At 56.7% G+C, this 22,467-nt stretch carries 14 protein-coding genes and 1 pseudogene; 8 read left to right on the top strand and 7 right to left on the bottom strand.

The genetic code is table 11. The features are described 5' to 3' along the window. Positions 1-27: 27 nt before the first annotated feature. Positions 28-1,998 carry a TonB-dependent receptor domain-containing protein gene (locus OYW20_RS24280; RefSeq protein ID WP_268798397.1) on the bottom strand — a complete coding sequence of 657 codons (1,971 nt, stop codon included), beginning with the start codon at positions 1,996-1,998 and terminating at the stop codon, positions 28-30. A gap of 112 nt (positions 1,999-2,110) precedes the next feature. Further along, a complete protein-coding gene (locus OYW20_RS24275; RefSeq protein ID WP_268798396.1) occupies positions 2,111-3,274 on the bottom strand; it encodes an MFS transporter in 1,164 nt (387 codons plus the stop codon). Positions 3,275-3,495: 221 nt separating this feature from the next. Between OYW20_RS24275 and OYW20_RS24270 the strand changes: the two are divergent. From OYW20_RS24270 to OYW20_RS24260, 3 genes and pseudogenes are all read left to right on the top strand, one after another. After that, a pseudogene (locus tag OYW20_RS24270) lies at positions 3,496-3,903 on the top strand (EamA family transporter); the annotation flags it as partial. Positions 3,904-3,916: 13 nt separating this feature from the next. Beyond that, the gene (locus OYW20_RS24265) at positions 3,917-4,303 is read left to right on the top strand and encodes an MAPEG family protein (RefSeq protein ID WP_268798395.1); all 387 of its coding nucleotides are present in this window, start codon (positions 3,917-3,919) and stop codon (positions 4,301-4,303) included. Between the two features lie 24 nt (positions 4,304-4,327). Continuing rightward, positions 4,328-4,777 (top strand): c-type cytochrome, encoded by a 450-nt coding sequence (locus tag OYW20_RS24260; protein ID WP_268801223.1) that lies wholly within the window; start codon positions 4,328-4,330, stop codon positions 4,775-4,777. Positions 4,778-4,888: 111 nt separating this feature from the next. On the opposite strand, the gene OYW20_RS24255 is transcribed toward OYW20_RS24260, so the two are convergent. The 5 genes from OYW20_RS24255 to OYW20_RS24235 form a co-directional block, all read right to left on the bottom strand. Beyond that, positions 4,889-5,308, bottom strand: a complete 420-nt coding sequence (locus OYW20_RS24255) for a DUF1090 domain-containing protein (RefSeq protein ID WP_268798394.1) — start codon at positions 5,306-5,308, stop codon at positions 4,889-4,891. A 59-nt stretch (positions 5,309-5,367) separates the two neighbouring features. Next, positions 5,368-7,053 (bottom strand): NAD-dependent DNA ligase LigB, encoded by a 1,686-nt coding sequence (gene ligB / locus OYW20_RS24250; RefSeq protein WP_268798393.1) that lies wholly within the window; start codon positions 7,051-7,053, stop codon positions 5,368-5,370. Positions 7,054-7,204: 151 nt separating this feature from the next. Beyond that, positions 7,205-14,488, bottom strand: a complete 7,284-nt coding sequence (locus OYW20_RS24245; protein ID WP_268798392.1) for a Tc toxin subunit A-related protein — start codon at positions 14,486-14,488, stop codon at positions 7,205-7,207. A gap of 348 nt (positions 14,489-14,836) precedes the next feature. Next, positions 14,837-16,027, bottom strand: a complete 1,191-nt coding sequence (metK, locus tag OYW20_RS24240) for a methionine adenosyltransferase (RefSeq protein WP_268798391.1) — start codon at positions 16,025-16,027, stop codon at positions 14,837-14,839. Then, positions 16,024-17,043 (bottom strand): ArsR/SmtB family transcription factor, encoded by a 1,020-nt coding sequence (locus OYW20_RS24235; protein WP_268798390.1) that lies wholly within the window; start codon positions 17,041-17,043, stop codon positions 16,024-16,026. The genes metK and OYW20_RS24235 overlap by 4 nt, the downstream gene beginning before the upstream one ends. Before the next feature lie 258 nt (positions 17,044-17,301). On the opposite strand from OYW20_RS24235, the gene tkt reads away from it, so the two are divergent. From tkt to OYW20_RS24210, 5 genes are all read left to right on the top strand, one after another. Next, the gene (gene tkt / locus OYW20_RS24230) at positions 17,302-19,299 is read left to right on the top strand and encodes a transketolase (protein WP_268798389.1); all 1,998 of its coding nucleotides are present in this window, start codon (positions 17,302-17,304) and stop codon (positions 19,297-19,299) included. A 178-nt stretch (positions 19,300-19,477) separates the two neighbouring features. Next, the gene (epd, locus tag OYW20_RS24225; RefSeq protein ID WP_268798388.1) at positions 19,478-20,527 is read left to right on the top strand and encodes an erythrose-4-phosphate dehydrogenase; all 1,050 of its coding nucleotides are present in this window, start codon (positions 19,478-19,480) and stop codon (positions 20,525-20,527) included. Positions 20,528-20,556: 29 nt separating this feature from the next. Next, the gene (locus OYW20_RS24220; RefSeq protein ID WP_268798387.1) at positions 20,557-21,720 is read left to right on the top strand and encodes a phosphoglycerate kinase; all 1,164 of its coding nucleotides are present in this window, start codon (positions 20,557-20,559) and stop codon (positions 21,718-21,720) included. 28 nt (positions 21,721-21,748) lie between these two features. Then, on the top strand, positions 21,749-21,976 hold the full coding sequence (locus tag OYW20_RS24215) for a hypothetical protein (RefSeq protein WP_268798386.1): 228 nt from the start codon (positions 21,749-21,751) through the stop codon (positions 21,974-21,976). An 87-nt stretch (positions 21,977-22,063) separates the two neighbouring features. Further along, positions 22,064-22,387, top strand: coding sequence for an MliC family protein (locus OYW20_RS24210; RefSeq protein ID WP_268798385.1), 324 nt, complete (start codon positions 22,064-22,066; stop codon positions 22,385-22,387). Positions 22,388-22,467 lie beyond the last annotated feature (80 nt).

Genomic DNA, 22,467 nt, shown 5'->3' with positions numbered 1-22,467 from the left:
TCGGCCAGAATCAAAGGCGACGGTGTACTAGAACCGGATGGTCGTGCCGGCCCACAGCGTGCGGCCGTAGTTGACGTTGCCGTACGTTTCATCGTCCAGGCGTTTGTCGGTCAGGTTGTACAGCGCGGCATTCAACGAAATGTTGCTGGTCAGTTCGAATGATCCGCCCAAATCCGCCGTGGTGTAGGCCGGTGAGGCTTCATCCGTGAGGGTGTTGCCGTATTCCTTACCGTAATAGCTCAACGCCGCCCAGGCCGATAAGCGCTCGGACAACGACCAGTCGGCCCGTAGGTTGGCTTTTTGTTCGGGGGTCAGGGCCAGTGGTGCACCGGCATTGGCGCCGCTTTTTTGCTCGGAGTCGGTGTAGGTGTAATTGGCCTTGGCTACCAGCGACGGCGTGATGTCCCAGCGTCCGTTCAGCTCAATGCCCCGAATGACTGCCTTATCGACGTTGACCCGATCCATGATGATGTAGCCATTCCAGCGCTCGGCGGTGGTGACGGTCGACAGCTTGTCCTGGAAGTCGTTGTAGAACACCGTCGCGCCTGCGGACAGGTCGTCACGGTTGGACCACATGGCTGACAGCTCGTAGTTGGTGCTGGACTCGGGCTTGAGGTCCGGGTTGCCGAACATCACATAGGTATTGCGCCGCAGATACGCGTAGTCCGCCACCACCGCACGCAGTTCAGGCGCCTTGAAGCCACGCGCGATTCCGCCTTTGAAAGTCCAGTCGTCGGTCGCTCGCCACACACCGTAGATACGCGGGTTGAAATGGGTGCCGTATTCCTCGTGATGGTCCATGCGCAGGCCGGTGGTCAGTGAAAAACTGTCTGTCATCGCCCATTCGTTCTCGGCGAACAGCGCTTTTTGTACCACCGAGAACTCGTAATCGACCCGGTCGCCCAGGCCCTGATTCCAGTCGGTGATGCTGGTCTCATTCCATTGCAGGCCCGTCGTGGTGGTGTGGTGTGCCGTCGGCATGACCAGCTTGGCGTCGAACACCGAGTTTTTTACTACCGGTTTGCGGCCCAGAACGTCAGTCTGGCTGGCGCTGGCCAAACCTTCACGGCTGGATTCTTCCTGGGAGAACGACACGTCCGAAGTCGCCCAGTCCCAGCGGCCTTGATGCGAAAGCGACCAGTGATCGCGGTTGTTTTCCTGCTCGCGGGTGGCCCAGTTGGCGCTCAGGCCATCGCCATTCTTGAGCCGCGTAGCGCCGGCTTCCAGCAGGATGTCGTGATCAATGGTGGGGGTGAACGCGAGGCGCGCCGTCAGATCCCGATGATCAGCCTTGGTGAAGCCATTGGTCTCCTGAATATCATCATCGCCCTGACGATCCAGATAGCGCCCCCAGACCTGCAGCCCCAGCAGGTCTTCCTTGATCGGTCCGCTGAGATAGAACTGCGTCTGTCGCGCATTGCCTTGATCGCTGTGCTGGCGTGCGGAGTAGTCGTAGGTGACCGAGCCGCCCCAGTCCGGCGAAACCTTGCGTGTGATGATGTTGATGACGCCGCCAATCGCGTCGGAGCCATACAACGATGACATCGGCCCCCGGACCACTTCGATGCGCTCGATGGCTTCGGCAGGCGGAATGAAGCTCTGCTCGTACCCGGCGTTGCCGTTGACGCGCGACTCCCGCGCGCTCTGACGTTTGCCATCGACCAGGATCAACGTGTAATCGGCGGGCATGCCACGAATGGAAATGTCTGTCTCATTGGCGCTGCCGTTGACCGTCACGCCTTCTACATCGCGCACCGCATCCGTCAGGTCGCGATAGGAGCGCTTGCGCAATTCGTCGCCGGTGATGATGGTCACTGAGGCAGGTGCCTCTTCAACACTCTGCGCGTAGCCAGACGCCGTGACAGTCATTTCTTCAAGAATGGTCACCGGAGCGGCTGCGCTTTCCTGGGCCTGAGCGCTGGCGCTTTGAGCGATCAGGTACGCCACGGCGAGCTTCGTCATGGTATTGGACGGCCGCAAACGAGTAACAGGTTGCATGAAGATTCCTTACGATTCGGTGGTTAAACGCGAATCGTATGCATCTCCATCCCGCAAGGTTGGACAAGGTGTGACAAGCCTTCGCATGTCGGCTATTGCATGCGCAGGTGAATCAGGCGCGGGCGACGGCCGCTCTGCGCCGCTGCAGATAGATGTAGAACAGAGAGACCAACAGGGTAAGCACCGCCACACCAGCGCCAGTCCACGGCAGCTCGGCCAGATCGACACCGCTGGCGACCACCAGTCCGCCGATCCAGGCGCCTGTGGCGTTACCCAGATTGAACGCGCTCTGGTTCAGCGTTGAGCCCAGGTTCGGTGCTTCGCTGGCCTGATCGATGATCAGCAGTTGCAGGATCGGGCACAGCGCGAAGGCCGTGATGCCCCACAAAAGCAGAGTGATCGCCGCTGGAATTACATGATGGCTGGTCTGACTGAATACGCCGACGATCAGCACTGTCGCCACCGCCATACCGATCAGCGAGGGCAGCAGTCGGCTGTCCGCCAGCTTGCCGCCGAGCATGCTGCCGATGGTCAGGCCGACGCCGAATATCAACAACATGATCGTGATGCCATGCGGGCTGACACCGGTTACGTCACGCAGAATGGGCGCGATGTAGGTGAATACGCTGAACAGGCTGGCGGACGCGAGAACACTCATCAGCAGCGACAGCAGCACGTTGGTCTTGCCGAGAACGCGCAGCTCCAGCACCAGATTGCTCTTGTCCATGGCGATGTGTTTAGGCAGCCAGACCATCTGCGCAATCATCGCGATGATGCCGATGATCGACACCGCCCAGAACGTAGAGCGCCAGCCCAGTGCCTGGCCCAGCGCGGTGCCGAGCGGTACGCCCAATACGTTGGCGAGGGTCAGGCCGGTGAACATCAGGGCAATGGCCTGGGCGCGTTTGTTCGGGGCCACAAGGCCTGCCGCTACGACTGATCCGATGCCGAAAAAGGCGCCATGGCACAGCGCTGTGATCACCCGTGCCGACATCAGCGCGGCATACGTCGGCGACATCGCGCACAACACGTTGCCCAGCACGAACGTCAGCGTCATCCCCAGCAACGTGGCCTTGCGCGGCATGTTGGCAGTGGCGATGGCAAGGATGGGCGCACCGAAAACCACGCCCAACGCGTAACCGGTGATCAGCAGCCCCGCGTCGGGAATGCTGACGCGCAGATCTGCGGCCACCTCTGGCAGCAAGCCCATGATCACGAATTCTGTGGTGCCGATACCGAAGGCGGCGACCGCCAGGGCGAACAATGCGAGTGGCATGCGTAGGTTCCTGATAGCTAGTCTGTGACGCCTTGATCAGGCCAGCGCAAGCGCACCGCCCACGTGTCTCCTGAGACAAACGTTCGGCAGTAGCTGAGATTGTTGGAGTTTGAATGGCGCGACTGAATACGGCTTACGTTGACTTAGTATATCCAGACACTGAAATATGACGAATCAATTATCCTGATCGGAGCGCGACTTTCGTTCGTGCAGCGGTGCAATTGGTGGGGCCGATCGGTTTGTGCATCGACTGCTACACGTGGATTGACGGGCAGGCGCTGGAGCTTGGCGTGGAACCGCTGAATTACCTGGTCTGGCTAACGTTGATCAGCGCGTGGCTGTTTCTTTTGCTGGCAATGGTCGGCAAGCGGCCTGCGTTTTTCTTGTTCTGGCGGGAGTAATGGGCGCTGGGCTTGAGTGTCGGTTTTTGTGTGTTGTTCAGTTATGCGCTGGTGTTATGGGCGATGCAGTTGGGTTCGGTGGCGGAGGCCGCCGCGTTGCGCGAGGTCAGCGTGGTGCTGGTGGTGTTGTTCGGCATGCGCAATCTGAAAGAACCTTTCGGTCGGCCTCGGCTCTTAGCCTGTGGACTGGTATTACTCGGGATGCTTCTGATGAAGCTCAAATTCTAAAAAGGATGTGGCTATGACCGTTGCTTTCTGGTGCGTGTTGATTGTGATTCTGTTGCCGATAGGGTGCGCTGGCATTGCCAAGTTCAGCAGTGGCAAATTCGGTGCCCGGCAAAACCATAATCCGCGAGATTTTCTCGACAGCCTCGAAGGCCTGCCGCGCCGGGCACATGCTGCGCAGCTCAACAGCTTCGAGGCGATACCCGGTTTTGCTGCGGCAGTGATCATTGCTCACATTGCAGGCGTCGCCCAGTTGGTGACGATTGATGTGCTGGCGGTGTTGTTCGTCACCACACGCCTGCTCTACATCATCTTTTATCTGGCCGATTGGGCTGCGGTGCGTTCGCTGGCATGGCTGGCAGGCATGGCACTGGTGGTGTCGTTGTTCATCGTGTCGGCCTGATCGCAGCGCATGCCCTCAATGGCAATGTCGTTAACGTCTGTGGCGTGCCTGTCGTTGGTGTGTCTGGCGCTGAGCGCGTGTGGCGGGGTCGATCCGAACTCGCCGCTGAGCCAGCGCAAGGCCATCTTCAAAGCGATGCTCAAGACCAGCGAGGACCTGGGCGGCATGTTGAGGGGGCGCGTGGCATTCGATGGTCAGCGTTTTGCGGACGGTGCCGTGAAGCTTGACGGTTTGTCCCACGAGCCATGGAAGCACTTTCCGGCCGTGCGCGAAGCCGATCACACCAGCGCTAAAGACGCCGTCTGGCAAAAACAGGCACGGTTTCAAACGCTGGCGCGCTCACTTGAGTCAGCCACGGGTGATCTGGTGGTCGTCAGCCAGATGCGACCTTTTCAAAAAAGCGTCCTCAACCCTGCGATGGAAAAGGTCGAAGACGCGTGTGATGCGTGTCACAAAGAGTTTCGGGATCATTGAGAGGAGCAGGTTCACGCTGCAAGCCAGAAGCCAGAAGCCAGAAGCCAGAAGCCAGAAGCTCAAAGCAGTCCTCGGTTGCTTCTTCTTGCAGCTTAAAGCTCGCAGCTGCTGTTACTCATCATCCTGATCCGGCTGAACCTTCTCCAGCTCAGTCTGAGCGTCCTGCAGTTCTTTGCGTGACTGGGCCAGCTTGTCTTTGCGCTTGTCGATTTTCTCGGGGTCGCCCTTGCTCATGGCTTTGCTCAGATCAGCCTGACGGCGGCTGACTTCGCGCTTCGCTTCAAAGACTTTCTGCTCCTGCTCTTTGAGCAACGCCGCGTCGGTGCAGTTGGCGGTGACTTCACTGAGGGCCTTCTCAAGCCCGGCCTGTTGACTGGTATTGCCTGCGGCTTTGGCCTGATCGATCTGAGTGCTGATGTCCTGACGTTTGGCCGCGCATCCGCTCAGGGCGGGGGCAGGATCGGCGGCGAAAGCGGGGGCGGCGAGAATGCAGAGGGCGGTGAACATCGCCAGTGATGAAAAGGGTTTCATAGAAGCTCCTTGAAAAGATGTCCGGACGCTCAAGACAATCGTCCGGCGCTACAAAATGACTAAAATCCATCGATCCCATGGTCGCGCAGTTGAGCAGCGAGCGCCTGTACCTGCGGGTCCTGAAAAAAAGCGATCAACTGTTTTGCGCGGCCTGGGCCAATGCCCGGCCTTGCTTGCCATTGCTCGATACTGCGTGCCGAGAGCTCGCTCCATTGCCCATCCAGAGGTGCGCTTCCTGTAGGCGGCAGTCCGATAGCCTTGAGCCATACGGTAAACGGCCGCTGTCGGGCGACCTGCAAACTATCGAGCAGTTTAGCGCTGCTGCGCTCCCCGAGGCCGGGAATGTTAACAAGCCCGGCACTGTCGAGGGTCATCCAGTCCAGTAGGCCCTCTATGACACCCGCCTGAAGCAACTTGTCCCACGTGCCTGGACCAACGCCAGCAAGGTTCAGCCCCTTCTTGCCGCTGAGCCAGATCAATCGCGCCCTGAACTGATCCTTGCACGGCATGCTGACTTCCCAACAACTAAGGGCGTGGTAATCGCCGGGCTTGGGAACGAGCATCTCCATTCGCTCGGCACTGCGCGACACAACCCCGTCCAGTCGAGGAATGGTCAAGCCTGCCAGGCTCACGGCCACCTGATCCCCCGGACGAATATCCATTTCCTGCCAACGCGGTAACGAGCCAACACTCAGGCGGCTGATCTTGCGGTCGTCCAGTTGCACCGGTTTGAGCTCCAGCACCGGAGTGATCCGGCCGCTGCGGCCGACCGCGAACTGCACACTGCGGACCTCGGCCAGCACTTGGGCGAAAGGGTATTTCCAGGCCGCAATCCAATGCGGCGCATTGGCTTTCCAGCGCTCAGCCGGCGGTCGCTCGCTTTGGCGCATCACCACGCCATCGGTGGCAAACGGCAGCGGTGAGCGATACCAGTGCTCGCGCCATTTTTGCGCCTGAGCGAAGCCTTCAAGCGGTTCGCTGAAATCCATGCTGTCATCAAATCCCAGCGCTCGAAGCCCTGCGAGCCGGTCCTGAAGGGTGGCGGGTCCATCCGGCCAGTCCCAGACGAAAAGCCCCACCTGCGCGCCTTCTTTTTCGCTGACCGTAGCGCGCGACATCAAGCCTGCCACTTTGCTTCGGGCGTTCAGGCTGCCTGCCTGCGCTTGAACATGCCCATCCAGCTTCCAATACAGTTCGCCCTGCAGAATCAGGCTTTTTTGCCAGGGCAAGTGTTTGGGGATTGCCTCAATCGTCTGCGCTTTCTCAAGCCAGTCCTGACCTTTGACGCCGTCGCCCCGGCTGATGACGTGCGTGAGGTTGCCGTGCTCGTAGACGAGGGTGACGGCCACGCCGTCTATTTTGGGTTGAATCCACAGATCGCTTCGACCGTTGAGCCAGGCTTGAACGGCCATTTCGCCGGGCAGCTTTTGCAGGCCGGTATGAGGAACGGGGTGCAACTGCGTTCCTTTGGCGGTGATCAGGGGATTGTGCGAGGGGGACTGTTTTATCGAGAAGCAGGTTCTCAGGTGCGCGAGGCGTTCCACCGATTGGTCGTAAAGCTCATCAGCGACCAGCGAGACGCCTTCACGGTGGTAGCTGTCGTTCCAGCGCGTGACCTGCAACTGCAATGAAGCGATTTCCGAACGCGCTTTGATTGGCGGCCAGTCGGGGCAGGGGATGGCGTACGAGGTGAGGGAGTACAGCGCAACCATGGCGCAGCTAAGCAGGCGGAGGGAGAGCAGCATCGAAGCTTCCTTGCTTGTAGGTGTACAAGCAAGGCTAAGCGGGTTCAACGCAGCATGGGTGCCGTCAATAATTGCCTGATGTGACCAAGAACCAGCAAGCCGTCGTAGCTCGCCGGTCCCCGATAACCATCGTCTTAGAGCGTGCGCTAATTTACCTGGTCGGTTGCATGAGTTGTTTGATCGTCTCAGTAAATTCGGTCCCCCCATCGACGGCGCTATAAACAACATGAACCTGAATATTCTTGACCAGGGTCGACCTTTCGTCTGTGCTCAATAGAGATTTGACAAACTCCCCATCAGGGAAACTCAACTGCCAGCGTGATATTGCCCCGGTGCCTTCGAACGGCAGATAGCGACCATCATGAAACATCAGTTCATAGGCCCAGTCAGCCTGGCCAAACCCCAGACCGTCATCGGCTCTCGATGCAGACAACGCAATTTGCTGATGCGCGCGCAGATTGTATTTGATACACGCCGGGAGCTTTTGGGTGAGTCCATACAGGAACTTCGCACCATCAGGGTCTGCCTCGACCAAGGTGCTGCTGTGGGTCTGAGACAGGATTGCGCTGACGTTTTCTAAGTTCGCCTCGGCGCCTGACCCCAGGACGAACGACACGGAGACATGCTTGAGTTGGCGCAGGAAATGGCCGGGGTAATTGCGGTCGAAATCAGCAGATTTAAATTCAAACTCCAAAGGCTTAGTCGCAAGACCCTTAATGATTTCGAGCCACTGGGGGTCTGTTTTTGTTCCTTTCAAACTCACTGTTTTTTTGATGCACAAGCGCCGTTCATTAGCCTGCAGGTATGCGTTTTCCATTTCTTGCAGGTCAACAAGCAATGCCTCACCTGCCAGCATGCCTTTGTAAGAGTCATTCCTGGCGCCGGGCTTGATGAATGCACTTCTCTTGTAGTCGCCAATCTCATAGCGCCATGCTGCTTCCGCACTCAAGCAAAGGGAAAGCACCGAATCATAGGCAGGGCTATAGAGCAGTTCTTGACGAGCAACCAGCCAGTTATAAACCGGGATAATCGTGAACCCGGTAGTCATGGCAATGTGAGCTTCCTCCAGATTTGCGCGCTCGGTCCGAGACTCCTCAAGGCTTATGTTGGACGCATTGAGTTCGATGTTGCTTTCGGCCAACTGAAGATCAATAAGTTGAAGCTCCATTTCGGCTTGTTTCATTTCGAATGTCCACTCTTGGGCCCTGCGTTCGTAACCGGACTCGATCAATAATTGATCCGAAGTGAGTTTGCTAGCCTCTGCCAGGCACTCCATCACCAACGCGGTCTTTGCCATCGGTGCCGAGGGGTTGTTACCGCCGAACGCAAAGCCGTAAATGGTCGGGACCAGACCTTCAGTTATCCCAGCACTAACTTGAAAGGGTGTCGACATGCTTTTCAGGACAGCGGAGCTCCAGATAAGCCCGGTCGCCGCTTCCTCCATTGGGGACCGGCCTGTGTCGATCAGATCCGAGAAAAAATTCTTTCTGTAGGTGATTGCTTTCTTACTCTGCTCCAATACCCGTTTTTTCGCTTGTATCGAGCTAATGCCTTCCTGTTTAAGTTTCAGGGTGAAATCGGAAATTTTGAGTTCCTGCTGCTTGAGGAGCACGGAGAAGCTGGTATTGAACTCATCTTCCATCAACTTCATGTAATGACGACCCATGTCCTTTAACTGTTGTACCGCTGCGCGTGTAATCAGTATCAACTGGCGAAAGCGGTAGGCAGGGATTTCGGTGCGGTCGCTGTTGTAGGTGCTGATAAGCTGCGCTACGCCCCGCTGGGCGAAGTCGAACGGGTTTGCACCTTCTGTGCGCGAGTCCATGGCGGGTAACGCTTTGCCATCAAGGGTAAGCCCGTGGCGCAGGTTATAGAGGCGACTCTCCAGGGTTTTCCGGGCTGTCATGACACGCTCGTTCAATGGAGCGCGAAAGCTGTCTGGTGTCAGCTGATTCAAAGGTGTTGGCTCCCAGCGAGACACTGAAAGGCGCTCTGGCAATGGCCCAATCAATTTCAGTGCTTTCTGGTAGCAAAGCCACGCGTGGTTGAGACTGCTGGGGTTCAACTGCCTGAAAAAATGATCGCCTTGTCGCTGCCAGTTATCCACGACTGCCAGAAAGATTGCTTGCCGGTAGAAAATGGACAAATTAAACGCGCGGGCGGTTGGGTCCACATGTTTTTGGAGGAGCGAACTGCCGGTCCCGACTTCAGCCAGGGGCCGAGTATTCCAAAGAGCAGGGTGCCCTTGTTCGTCATTCTCGGTTCTGTAAGGGTCGAATAAATATTGTGTATACCAATGCTCTGCGTCGTCGAACTGCTGCTGCTCGCTGAGACGAGTGGCCACCAACGTAGGCAGGTGCAAGAACAGTTCTCTAAAATACGCACCATTGGCGCCGTGAAAGTCGACCGGAGGCGTCGGAATATCAGGATCAATAGTGGGTTCTTTTATCAACTGAGCTTCCCATTGCAACGCGCGCTCCGCACTGCGCATGGCTCGGGATACGAGTTGTTTGCCAAACAGGGTATTGAGGCGAATCGCGTTGGACGGAAAGACAGGCGCCTGTTCGGCGACAGCGCTCAAATCCAGGTATTGCGCCTGCTCTTGATTGCGCTTTATGGAAACGTCCATCTCTTGATCCGATCTATTTTTTTTCAGGTCGTAGGTGACCTGTACTAGGACTTTAAGTTTTTCCTCTAACCAAAATGTGTACTCGCCACTTGCTTTCCACGGAAAATCAAACCTGAAAACTGTTCTTCCGTCTATGTCAGCAAATTCACTTTTTAGTTCTGATCGCCCTTCCTCCTTAGGACTTTTTACAAATAACCTTGTTGACAGTGCAATGTATTTACGTAGCAATTCATCTTTAGCTATGGATGATTTGTCATCTTGTTGTACTATCGTGCTCGTTATTATTTTTGTTAGTGAATCGAATCTAAAAAAACTGCTAAGTTCGTACGGATAGACAGCATCTCCCATTTTAGTCTGTATAAAGGTAGCTGTTGAGAAATCACCCATGTGCACATGCTGAATCTTTCTAATGTCGCAATAAGCGGTATACGATTTTTCGCCGAATTTCCTCGTTTTGTCATCGGTTTCGAAGACCTTGTTCCCGATCAGTAACAAGTCTCGCGCCTGGATAAAATAGTCCTTGCCCAGTATTCCATAATTCTCAGAATCCAACTTGGCTTTCTCACTGGGCGTTGAGGGAGGAATGTAGGCGCAGTTATACATCATCACCGTCAGCCATGGATCTTTTATGCGGTCTCCTTCAATATCAACCAAGGCGATCAAGCCCGGTTCGTAAGTGTCGTCTTTGAGGTAGGGGTTGTTTTCATCGGGCAACCGTTTCCCTCCTTGTGTGCCATCAAGACATAGCAACTCATTGGACGGACTCCAGAAACCGTCGCTTTGTAAATAGATGTATTGAATAGTGATTTTTTTAAATTTTGTAGGGGTCTGATTTTTGGCGTCGGCGCTAGGCAGGCCGCTGGTGCCGCGCTCTACCCAAAATACGTACGGCCGCCCTTCAATGACCACGGGGCGAATGGCATCGCTTCGCATTACTTCCTGGGTTACCGGGTCAGTGTAGCGGCTCTGGACAATCTGCCCGCCCGCTGCCATGCCAATTTTTTCCCATTCCGACCATGCCATTGGGCTGAGACGCTCTTTTTCGTCCCTCAGCCCCATGTCGACTGATCGCCAGTAATACTCCGCCGGAGCGTTGTTGGTTTTGCCAATAAAGTGGTAAGTGTCGTTTTTGGGGTCTAAGCCATCCAGGTACCCGCTGACGATCTGCAAGTTGCTGGTGCTCTCGAATTTGGTCAGGTAGCTGGTAATTGCCGTTTGCAAAAGTTCGGTATCCAGTTTTCCCTGGTTAAGTTCTACTTCTAAAGTCTTAAAGGCAGCGCTTTTGTTGGGGCGGTTGGCGTAGTAAATCAGGTTTTCAGGGTGGTTGATCTGGGTGTGCCATTTTTTCCAGGTGCCATATTCGCTCAAATGCATTCGCCAGAACATCAGTGCGTCTTGCTCGACAATCGAACTCTTATATCCGGGTTCAAGACGGGCGAGCAGCCTGTGCAGGTAATGTTGTAGACCCGCTGTCGCCTGTGTGACAGCCGTTGTGGTAATAGCTGAGGTCACAAATATGTCTGTCAGAAAATAGCTCGACAGATCTTCGATGCCTGTCATGAACGTTTTAAGTGATGTGGATGTTGGCACCCAATAACCCATCAAGTAGGCCGCCAGAGCATCTCGCCATTGTTCCTGCAGCTCCGATTCAAGTTGGCTAAGGATGGCCTCATTACAGGCCGCTAACAGCAATTGTCCACTGGTTTGGTAGTCGTCATATTTCGACTCATGGTCCAGCCGCGAGAGATCAAAGATCGATTGAAAAGATAGCCCGGTAAAGGCGCACTGTGTCTGTATGCGGAGAATCAGGTCAATCGCACTGATAGCGCTCGGTACACAGGGCACTCTCTCATATTCGATAGGCGCTAGAGGCGGCGGCGAATATATTTGGAGGGTGATGGAGCGTGAGCCTATTTGAGGGTGTTTTGCAGTAACCTCTTTCCACACCTTGGGCTGTGTTGTTGGAAGATACTGCGCTGCGCTCACGTTTATCAAGCCCTTGGTTTCCTCGGCGAACACTTTAAATCTGTCAAATATCAGTTTCGCACCGGTATCGGTAGGGTGACGCTGATTTCGTAGATATCTAAAAATCAGGACCCCCAATCCTCCATTAGGATTTTCTCTCTGGCAGTAATTGTAATAACTGCGCTCCGCAACAGTTAATGTCCCTAAAAAATCATCTAACGTCTTTGGTTCATTCGCTCTAACGGGTGTTTGCTTTGCTACCCGCTGGTGGGGTGACGCCAGTAAAGTCTCGCTGGTCGACCATCCAATAAGTTGCGCCAAGCGCTGCGCAGCCTCCTTGGCTGCCTCAGGCCGGTCGCTGTTGGACGCCATTGCTAAATAGTTAAGCGCATCGACTTCTTCATAGCCGTTGCGCTGGCAGGTTTGGACCCAGTCGCGGTAGCGGCTGATCTGGTAACACAGGTCCAGTGTCAAAGCTGGAGGCGCGCGTGGTTCATCAGTCTCGTCCTCGTACTCGTACTCGTACTCGTCCTCTAAATCAAACCAGCGGGGATGATCCAGCATCGCAGTCAGCCCTTTGCCGCTTACTCGCAGGGCCTTGAGCACGCCTGCGTGCCGTGCGAGTTTGTGCCACAGGGCAATATCTAGCCCTTGGAGTGACTCATCGGTTTGGGTCTGAGGCGTGTCCTCAAACGAAAGCACATCCATCAACAGACTGAACGGCGTTTCGTCTGTCCATTGCAACAATGGCATCGCCTGTTCAGATGTGAACTTCATCCCGTCATCAGGGTGACTGAATGCCGCGCTTAAAAGGTGCTTGGCGATGTCTTCCTGCGCAATGGCGGCATTCCTGAAGACTGACTCCAGCCTGCCAGCCACTTCCCTGACATCGCTTTCTGCCAGGTTTAGCCCGCTGCTGCTGCTCCTCAGTTTGCCATTGAGATCTGCCGTCAAGTTTTGCACGAGACTTTGAGTTGAAGTAGCGAGGTCTACTTTCACCATCCCCTTGCTGTCCACATAGGTCTGGAGCGCGTGTAACCACGTCCCCGAAGTGATGGACACATTAGCCCCGGCGCCTTGGGCTATTTTCGACTCGCTTATCAACGTCGATCTGAGCTGGGGAATGGCATCTCGCACGACGCGTCGGGTTAGCGCATCCACGCCGTACGAAGCCTTCTTTGTATCGGGCATATCGGACAGCGGTGTCATCAAACCTAGCAGGTTACTCGCCGAGATCTTCTGCTCGCGCACCCACTTTTCCAGATTGGTGATGCCGATCAACACATCAAGGATGTCGGGCTTTTCATCGTCGTCAGATATGACCGGCTGACCGGCCAGCTGTAATAGAACCTGCGGATTGACCTGTGCAAGCAGCGCTATCAAACAGTTTCCTTCGGCCATCCCGAGCCGCAATAGGCGAGGAAGGCGAGTGAGGCGGTAGAGCGAAGAAATGACAGGCAGCGTCAGCGCCGGCGCCTTTAGATTCAGCGCTTTAGTGATTTCCAGTAGGTAGTTTTGAGCTGAAAGCTCGTCTATTGCGAAGGCGCGGCAAATAGAACCTGTGATCGACTTCGTTACGCTTTGGCTTTCACTGTCTGCGGGAGGGTCTAAAACGAACGCGCGTCCGTCAATCATCAACGCCGCGTCGATATCAGCCAGCTGGCCTGTGTCCGGGCCATCGAGCACCCGATCAAGAAAGGGTCTGTTTTCACCGACTGCGTAAGGTGTCACACCGCCAATTAATGCTGCGAACTGTTCAGCGGTTACGCCATATTCCGCGTGCAGGTGTTGATATACCCCAAGTGCGCGCAACGTGTTTTCGGTGATGTGGAAGTCTTTGGTTTGCCCCTCCGCCCGCAGCGCCGCCATGACGAGGGTATCGACCTGGTCGTAGGGTAGTTTCAGTGCGTGTTTCAGGTGAATGATCTTGTGGATGCGTCCAAAGTGGTCGGCGGTCGCCCCTTTGATCCGAAGGCTTATACCTTCGCCACTAAGGGCATCTTCCAGTGATAGAGCCGGCTGTTTTGCGTTATTAATGAATACGGCGCCAAAATCATGACCGGCCATGGCGGCTGCGGCTGCGCCGGATGTCACATGGACCGACTGCTTGACCGCAGTGACTCCGCTTTTTGCTTCTTCGGCAACGCTGGCCACAGCCAGCAAATCAAAAATATCTTCCGAGGCTAGTCCGGCTTGACTGCAGAAGTACTCAACGTCAATAAGTTGCTTAACGGCATCGTTACCACGGCTGGTGACGCCGTAACGCTCCCCTAGAAAGCGGGCACCTGAGGGTGCGCTTTCATCCAGCAGCAACGATTGCAAAGCCGGACTAAACCCAGTGGCGGTGCGCATTACACGTCTTAATCCACTGGTGCGCAGGTTGCCGTAGCTAAAACTCGGGAAGTTGTACTCCAGCTGCTGAAGCATATTGAACAGCGAAGATCCTTTATGCCGAACCACGGCTTTAATTGTTTCCAGAGCGTAGTGAAAGGGCAGCTGCGCTGGGTATATAGACTCGGAGATCGCTTGTGCGAGGTTTTTTTCCTTACCCAGATGGGCCTGAGCCTGGCGGGTCATCGCGTCGATGGCTAATGGGAGTGCGCAAACTTGGTTGTCCAGACTCCCCTGATCCAGTACGCGCTCGCCAATGTCGGGTCGACGGCTAGCGAGGGTGATTGCCTGGTCCTTGTCTCCGCTTGCCTCTAACGATTGCACCTGTGCGTACAGTGCCTGGAGATAGGCCAAAGGCCCTGTGTTGGACTCCAGGGCATAAGGTGAGCATTTATCCGCCACTTGGCCGGGGAAAAGTTTGGCGTAGGTAACAATCGTGTTGTCGTCCATGAGTTAAATTCCTGACATTAGTAACGTGTGATTTTGAATGGCTCGCGAGTCAGGTTAGCGCAAGTTTATTCGCACTAAAATAAACCCTGGCAGATCATTTGTTGTGAACGCTTTAATTATCAGGGGCTTGGATGTTTCTTATTGCTGGCCGCGATAACCGTTATCGAAAATGAGTCTAGCAATCGCATTTAAAGTCTAAATATTACTTGGCAGTATCGCGAAATGGACTATTGAGTGGGCGCGATGAAGATATGTTCGTTTTTGCCTCTATATGATTGGAAGAATGCAAAAAGCCCCCAGCGGCTTGCACCGTTGGGGGCTTTTAGTACGCCGTAAAGCTAAGGCGTTTTACAGACCGGCAGCTGCGCGCAGGGCATCGGCGCGGTCGGTTTTTTCCCAAGTGAACGTGGTGAACGTGTCGTCGCCCACGGTCTTGGTTTCCGGCGTGCGACCGAAGTGGCCGTAGGCAGCGGTTTCCTGGTACATCGGGTGCAGCAGGTCGAGCATGGTGGTGATCGCGTACGGACGCAGGTCGAAGTGCTCGCGGACGAGTTGAACGATCTTGTCGTCGCTGATCTTGCCGGTGCCGAAAGTGTTCAGCGAGATCGAAGTCGGTTGCGCGACGCCGATGGCGTAGGACACCTGAATCTCGCATCGCTCGGCCAGGCCGGCAGCGACGATGTTCTTGGCTACGTAACGGCCAGCGTACGCTGCCGAACGGTCGACCTTCGATGGATCCTTACCGGAGAACGCGCCGCCGCCGTGACGGGCCATGCCGCCGTAGCTGTCGACGATGATCTTGCGACCGGTAAGACCGCAGTCGCCTACCGGCCCACCAATGATGAAGTTGCCGGTCGGGTTGATGTGGAACTGAGTGTCTTTGTGCAGCAAATGAGCAGGCAATACGTGCTTGACGACCAGTTCCATCACGCCTTCGCGCAGGTCGGCGTAAGACACTTCCGGGTTGTGCTGAGTCGACAACACGACCGCATCGATGCCAACCACGATGCCGTTTTCGTAGCGGCAGGTCACTTGGGACTTCGCATCCGGGCGCAGCCAGGGCAGCGCGCCGGATTTGCGTGCTTCGGCCTGACGCTTGACCAACTGGTGCGAGAACGCAATGGGCGCGGGCATCAATTCAGCGGTTTCGTTGCTTGCGTAGCCGAACATCAGGCCTTGGTCGCCGGCGCCCTGATCTTCAGGCTTGCTGCGGTCAACGCCTTGAGCGATGTCCACCGACTGCTTGCCGATGATGTTCATCACGCTGCATGTCGCGCCGTCGAAACCGACATTGGAGCTGTTGTAGCCGATGTCGAGGATCACGTTACGGACGATATCTTCCAGATCGACCCAGGCCGACGTGGTGACTTCGCCTGCGATGATCGCAACGCCGGTCTTGACCAGGGTTTCGCACGCGACCCGGGCAAATTTGTCTTCAGCAATAATGGCGTCCAGAACTGCATCGGAGATCTGGTCGGCGATTTTGTCCGGATGCCCTTCGGACACGGACTCGGAGGTGAAAAGGGAGTATTCGCTCATCTCGACGGGTTTCCTGATTGATACCGATGTTGAGTGTCGCCAGCCGGCCGCTGAAAATGGCGGACCTGTATCTGGAAACCATTACGTAAGCCTACGTACAGACTTTCCCCGGGGACCAGCCCCGCAGCGACGGCCCAACGGGCCAGATCTTCCTGTTCGAAACCTAACCAGAGATCGCCGCAGGTCTCCTTGGCCCAGCTCTGGTCGTGGCTGCACAAATCCGTCACCAGCAGGCTACCGCCCGGTAGCAACAGATTGGCCAAGTGTTTCAGTGCATCTGCCGGTGCTGCAAAGTGATGCAACACCATGTTCAGTACAACGCAATCGGCCCGCAGTTGAACATCGCCCAACGCATCAGCCAGCCTGAGGTCGACGTTGTCGAGCACCTTGCGCTGGCACAGCTGCCGGGCGAGGTCGAGCATCTCCGGGCTGTTGTCGAGGCCGGTGACGCGGTGAAAACGTCGCGCCAGATCGGGCAGAAAACCGCCGTCGCCGGGGCCGACTTCCACTGCGCTGGCGTTGGCGTCAAAGCTGAGTTTGTCCAGCAAAGACAGCAGGCTGTCCCGATATTGCGCAAGCCCTGCGATCAAATCCTGCTGGGCGCGAAACTTTTCGGCGGTTCGGGCGAAAAAGTCCTGGCTGTTGCTCGCGCGCTGGCGATGCACCAGCCCGATGCGGGCCTGGACGTCCTCGGGCAAGGTCAGTCCGTCTGCCTCTTCGAGCAAGGCGGCGTGCAACTTGCCGCCGGTTTGTTCGACATGGGGCAGGGCACGGCGGTAGAAAATCGCGTTGCCTTCACGGCGTGTGGCCACCAGTTCAGCCTGGGCCAGCACCTTCAGGTGGTGGCTCATGCCCGACTGGCCAATGGCGAACATCTGCGCCAGCTCCAGCACCCCGAACGAATCGTTGGACAATGCCCGCAGTACGTTCAGCCGCAACGGGTCGCCCCCGGCTTTGCACAGGGCGGCCAGGTCGTCGCAGGGATCGTGATTGATAACAGGCACGCGAAGATTCATAAGGCGGCAGTCTAGTTACCGACCTCGTTGCCCGCAAGACCAATATCAAAATGTTTTGATATTGGTTGATAGGTGGCAGTCGTCAGGCGCCGTGATTCCGCCGTCTGTGTGCGGTAGGGTAGACGGCTGAAATAAAACGCTCCATCCACTCAGTAAATTGGAGCTGCGGCGTTATCTGTCATTGCCCCCAAGCTATGCCTGAGGGAAAATGGCCGCCTTTTTCAGATCCCACATTCTTTCTGCCCCAGGAGATCAGCGATGCCCAGCCGTCGTGAACGTGCCAATGCCATTCGTGCCCTCAGCATGGATGCCGTGCAAAAGGCCAATAGCGGCCACCCAGGTGCCCCGATGGGCATGGCGGATATCGCTGAAGTCCTCTGGCGTGACTACCTCAAGCACAACCCGACCAACCCGCTGTTCGCCGACCGTGACCGCTTCATCATGTCCAATGGGCATGGTTCGATGCTGGTTTACTCGCTGCTTCACCTGACCGGTTACGACCTGTCGATCGATGACCTGAAAAACTTCCGTCAGCTGCACAGCCGCACCCCGGGCCATCCGGAATACGGCTACACCCCAGGCGTGGAGACCACCACCGGTCCACTGGGTCAGGGCTTTGCAAACGCCGTTGGTTTTGCCGTAGCCGAGAAGACTCTCGGCGCTCAGTTCAACCGCCCTGGCCACAACATCGTCGACCACCACACCTACGTCTTCATGGGTGATGGCTGCATGATGGAAGGCATTTCCCACGAAGTCGCGTCCCTGGCCGGTACGCTGCAGCTGGGCAAGCTGGTCGCGTTCTACGATGACAACGGCATCTCCATCGACGGCGAAGTCGAAGGCTGGTTCACCGACGACACACCAAAGCGCTTCGAAGCCTACGGCTGGCAGGTCATCCGCAACGTTGACGGTCATGATCCGGAAGAAATCAAAACCGCCATCGACACCGCGCGCAAAAGCGATCAACCCACTCTGATCTGCTGCAAAACCACCATCGGCTTCGGCTCTCCGAACAAGCAGGGCAAGGAAGAGTGCCACGGCGCCCCGCTGGGCAACGACGAAATCGCCCTGACCCGCGCTGCGCTGAAGTGGACCCACGGCCCGTTCGAAATTCCGGATGACATCTACGCCGAGTGGAACGCCAAGGAAAAGGGCCTCGCTGCCGAAGCCGAGTGGGATCAGCGTTTCGCTGCTTACTCTGCCGCACACCCTGAACTGGCCAACGAGCTGATCCGTCGCATGAGCGGCGAGCTGCCAGCTGACTTCGCAGAGAAATCCGCAGCTTACGTTGCCGAAGTCAACGCCAAGGGCGAAACCATCGCCAGCCGTAAAGCCAGCCAGAACGCACTGAGCGCGTTCGGCCCGCTGTTGCCTGAATTTCTCGGCGGTTCGGCTGACCTTGCCGGTTCCAACCTGACCATCTGGAAAGGCTGCAAGAGCATCACCGGCGAAGACGCCAGCGGCAACTACCTGCATTACGGCGTTCGCGAGTTCGGCATGGGCGCCATCATGAACGGCATCGTGCTGCACGGTGGCTTTATACCGTACGGCGCAACGTTCCTGATCTTCATGGAATACGCCCGCAACGCGGTGCGTATGTCGTCGCTGATGAAGAAGCGCGTCATTTATGTGTTCACCCACGACTCCATCGGCCTGGGCGAAGATGGCCCGACTCACCAGCCAATCGAGCAACTGACCAGCCTGCGCACCACGCCAAATCTGGACACCTGGCGTCCGGCCGATGCCGTGGAATCGGCAGCGGCCTGGAAATACGCCATCGAGCGTAACGACGGTCCTTCGGCGATGATCTTCTCGCGTCAGAACCTGACCCATCAGGCTCGCGATGCAGAGCAACTGGAAAACATCACCCGTGGTGGCTACGTGCTGCGCGATTGCGTGGGCGAGCCTGAGCTGATCATCATCGCTACCGGTTCGGAAGTGGGTCTGGCGGTTCTGGCCTATGACCAACTGAGCGCTGCCGGTCGCAATGTCCGTGTGGTTTCCATGCCGTGCACCAGCGTTTTCGAAGCGCAGGATGCGTCTTACAAGCAGTCGGTTCTGCCGTTGCAGGTCAGCGCGCGTATCGCTATCGAAGCTGCCCATGCCGACTACTGGTACAAATACGTGGGCCTTGAAGGCCGCGTGATCGGGATGACTACGTTCGGTGAGTCGGCGCCTGCGCCAGCACTGTTCGAAGAGTTCGGCTTCACGCTGGAGAACGTCATTTCCACGGCTGAAGAGCTGCTGGAAGACTGATCCACAAACGTGCCCTTGTAGGGGCGTGGCTTGTCCCGCGATCTGCTGCGCAGCAGCAGTAAATCATGCGACCCCGTTGTGACTGACACACCGGGGTTGTGTGATTTGCTGCCGGTTCCCGGCAGATCGCGGGACAAGCCACGCTCCTACAAGTTTTCGATATACCTGCGAGAACCCCATGCCCCAACTCCGTCCCTACAGAGTCGCACTCAACGGTTACGGCCGTATCGGCCGCTGCGTCCTGCGAGCGCTGTGCGAGCGTGGCGCAAAGGCCGGGTTTGAAGTGGTAGCGATCAACGATCTGGCCGACATGGCCAGCCTCGAATACCTCACGCGCTTTGATTCCACCCATGGCCGGTTTCCCGGCGATGTTCGGGTCGAAGGCGATTTTCTGCACATCAACGACCACGTCATCAAAGTATTCCGCAGCGCGACGCCTGAAGGCATCGACTGGGGGGCGCTGGACATTGATCTGGTACTCGAATGTTCCGGCGTCTACAACACTCGCGCTGATGGCGAACGGTTTCTTGCCGCCCGTGCGCCGAGGGTGCTGTTCTCCCAGCCCATGGCCAGCGAAGCTGATGTCGATGCGACCATCGTGTTCGGCATCAATCAGCAAACGCTGACCGGGCACGAGATGCTGGTGTCTGCCGCTTCCTGCACCACCAATTGCAGTGTGCCGTTGCTGCAACTGCTGGATCAGGCGCTGGGCCTGGAATACATCATGATCACCACTATTCACTCGGCGATGAACGATCAGCCGGTGATTGATGCGTATCACCACGAAGATCTGCGCCGCACGCGTTCGGCTTTTCAGTCGATCATTCCGGTGTCCACTGGTCTGGCGCGCGGTATCGAGCGGTTGCTGCCGGAACTTGCCGGCCGAATTCAGGCCAAAGCTGTTCGAGTGCCGACGGTCAACGTCTCGTGTCTGGATATCACGTTGCAAACTGCGCGCGATACCGATGCAGTGGAGATCAACCGGATTCTTCGCGAGGCCGCTACCGGCGGCCCGTTGAAGGGGTTGTTGGCGTATACCGAGTTGCCGCACGCCAGTTGTGATTTCAATCACGACCCTCATTCAGCCATTGTCGATGCCAGTCAAACACGGGTTTCCGGCCCGCGACTGGTCAATCTGCTGGCCTGGTTCGACAACGAATGGGGTTTTGCCAATCGAATGCTGGACATCGCCGAGCACTACCTGCGCGTCTCGCAACAACATCAGTAAAAACAACAGTAAAAAACAGGAAGCGCCTCATGACCGTGTTGAAGATGACCGACCTCGATCTGCAAGGTAAACGTGTACTGATCCGTGAAGACCTCAACGTGCCGGTCAAGGACGGTGTCGTCACCAGCGATGCGCGCATTCTTGCTTCGCTGCCGACCATCAAGCTGGCGCTGGAAAAAGGCGCGGCCGTCATGGTCTGCTCGCACCTGGGTCGCCCGACCGAAGGTGAGTTCTCCGCTGAAAACAGCCTCAAACCCGTTGCCGATTACCTGAGCAAGGCCTTGGGCCGTGATGTGCCGCTGGTGGCCGATTACCTCGATGGTGTCGACGTCAAGGCTGGCGATATCGTGCTGTTCGAGAACGTGCGCTTCAACAAGGGTGAGAAAAAGAACACTGACGAGCTGGCGCAGAAATACGCCGCTTTGTGTGATGTGTTCGTGATGGACGCGTTCGGCACCGCTCACCGCGCTGAGGGTTCGACCCATGGCGTTGCCAAGTTTGCCAAGGTCGCGGCAGCCGGCCCGCTGTTGGCCAATGAGCTGGATGCATTGAGCAAGGCGCTGGGTGCGCCCGCCAAGCCAATGGCCGCTATCGTTGCCGGCTCCAAGGTTTCAACCAAGCTCGATGTACTCAACAGTCTCAGCACGATCTGCGACCAGCTGATCGTGGGCGGCGGTATCGCCAACACCTTCCTGGCGGCGGCGGGCCACAACGTTGGCAAATCGCTGTACGAGCCTGACCTGCTGGACACTGCCCGTGCCATCGCAGTGAAAGTCAGTGTGCCGCTGCCGGTTGATGTCGTAGTCGCCAAGGCCTTCTCGCAGGACGCCGAAGCCACCGTCAAACTGATCGCCGACGTATCCGATGACGACATGATCCTGGACATCGGCCCACAGACCGCCAAGCAGTTCGCAGAACTATTGAAATCTTCCAAGACTATCCTCTGGAATGGCCCGGTCGGCGTGTTCGAGTTCGATCAGTTCGGCGAAGGCACCAAGACGCTTGCCAAAGCCATTGCTGAAAGCTCTGCATTTTCCATCGCGGGCGGCGGCGACACGCTGGCAGCCATCGATAAATACGGTATCGCCGATCAAATCTCCTACATTTCTACCGGTGGTGGCGCGTTCCTCGAGTTCGTCGAGGGCAAAGTCCTGCCAGCTGTAGAGATACTGGAACAACGCGCCAAGGCCTGAGTGTTCGGCCTTGGAGAAGGGGAGTCACATGGTCAAGCCATTAGCGCTGTTGTTGATAGCAGGTGTGTTGGGCGGTTGCGCCGGCACGCCTGAAGCCGAGGAGGCGCGTTCGGCTGCGCCCGCTCAGCTTCAGGTCAGCTGTTATCAAGCGGGCTGGCAGGCTGAAACAGTGCCGGTCGTGTACAAGCGCGGCGGCCCTGAGTTTTGGGAAAAGTACGATTTCATGCCTGCCGTTGGGCCGGTCGCCTGTCACTGATTTTCGTGTCGGCGGACGATGGGCACCACATTGCGACAAGGGCGATCACTATCGGGTGAGCGTCGATTGGTTGAATCAGGAGTTGTAATGAAAGGCTTGATTGCCCTCGCGATACTTGCAGTGCTGGGCGGTTGCGCCAGCATGACGGCCTCCAGACCTGCTGATCCATGGACTCATTGGGTCTGTGACAGCAAGGCTGAGGTCTACTGGCGTTACGTCGACCCGGCGAAGAAAGAGGTCGATGTGCGTCTGAATCAAAGCGAGCAGGTGTTTCGGCTCAAGGCTGAGCCCGGCGCTTCCGCCACGTTGTACAGTAACGGCGTGCTGGCGTTCGACAATAAAGGTAGCGAAGGCCTGGTTTACTGGGACGCGACCAACGATTTGATCGGTCGAGGCTGCAAGGCGCAGTAATCGTCTTGTGCTTGGGCCGATGCGACACCGGGCTTGTGAATCACACGCCCCTATAATTTGAACAGAGGCCGCCGACACGG

Source organism: Pseudomonas sp. BSw22131 (assembly GCF_026810445.1).
GTDB lineage: Bacteria > Pseudomonadota > Gammaproteobacteria > Pseudomonadales > Pseudomonadaceae > Aquipseudomonas > Aquipseudomonas huanghezhanensis.
Note: the sequence above shows the minus strand (reverse complement) of the source record. Positions and strands in the feature narration are given on the sequence as shown.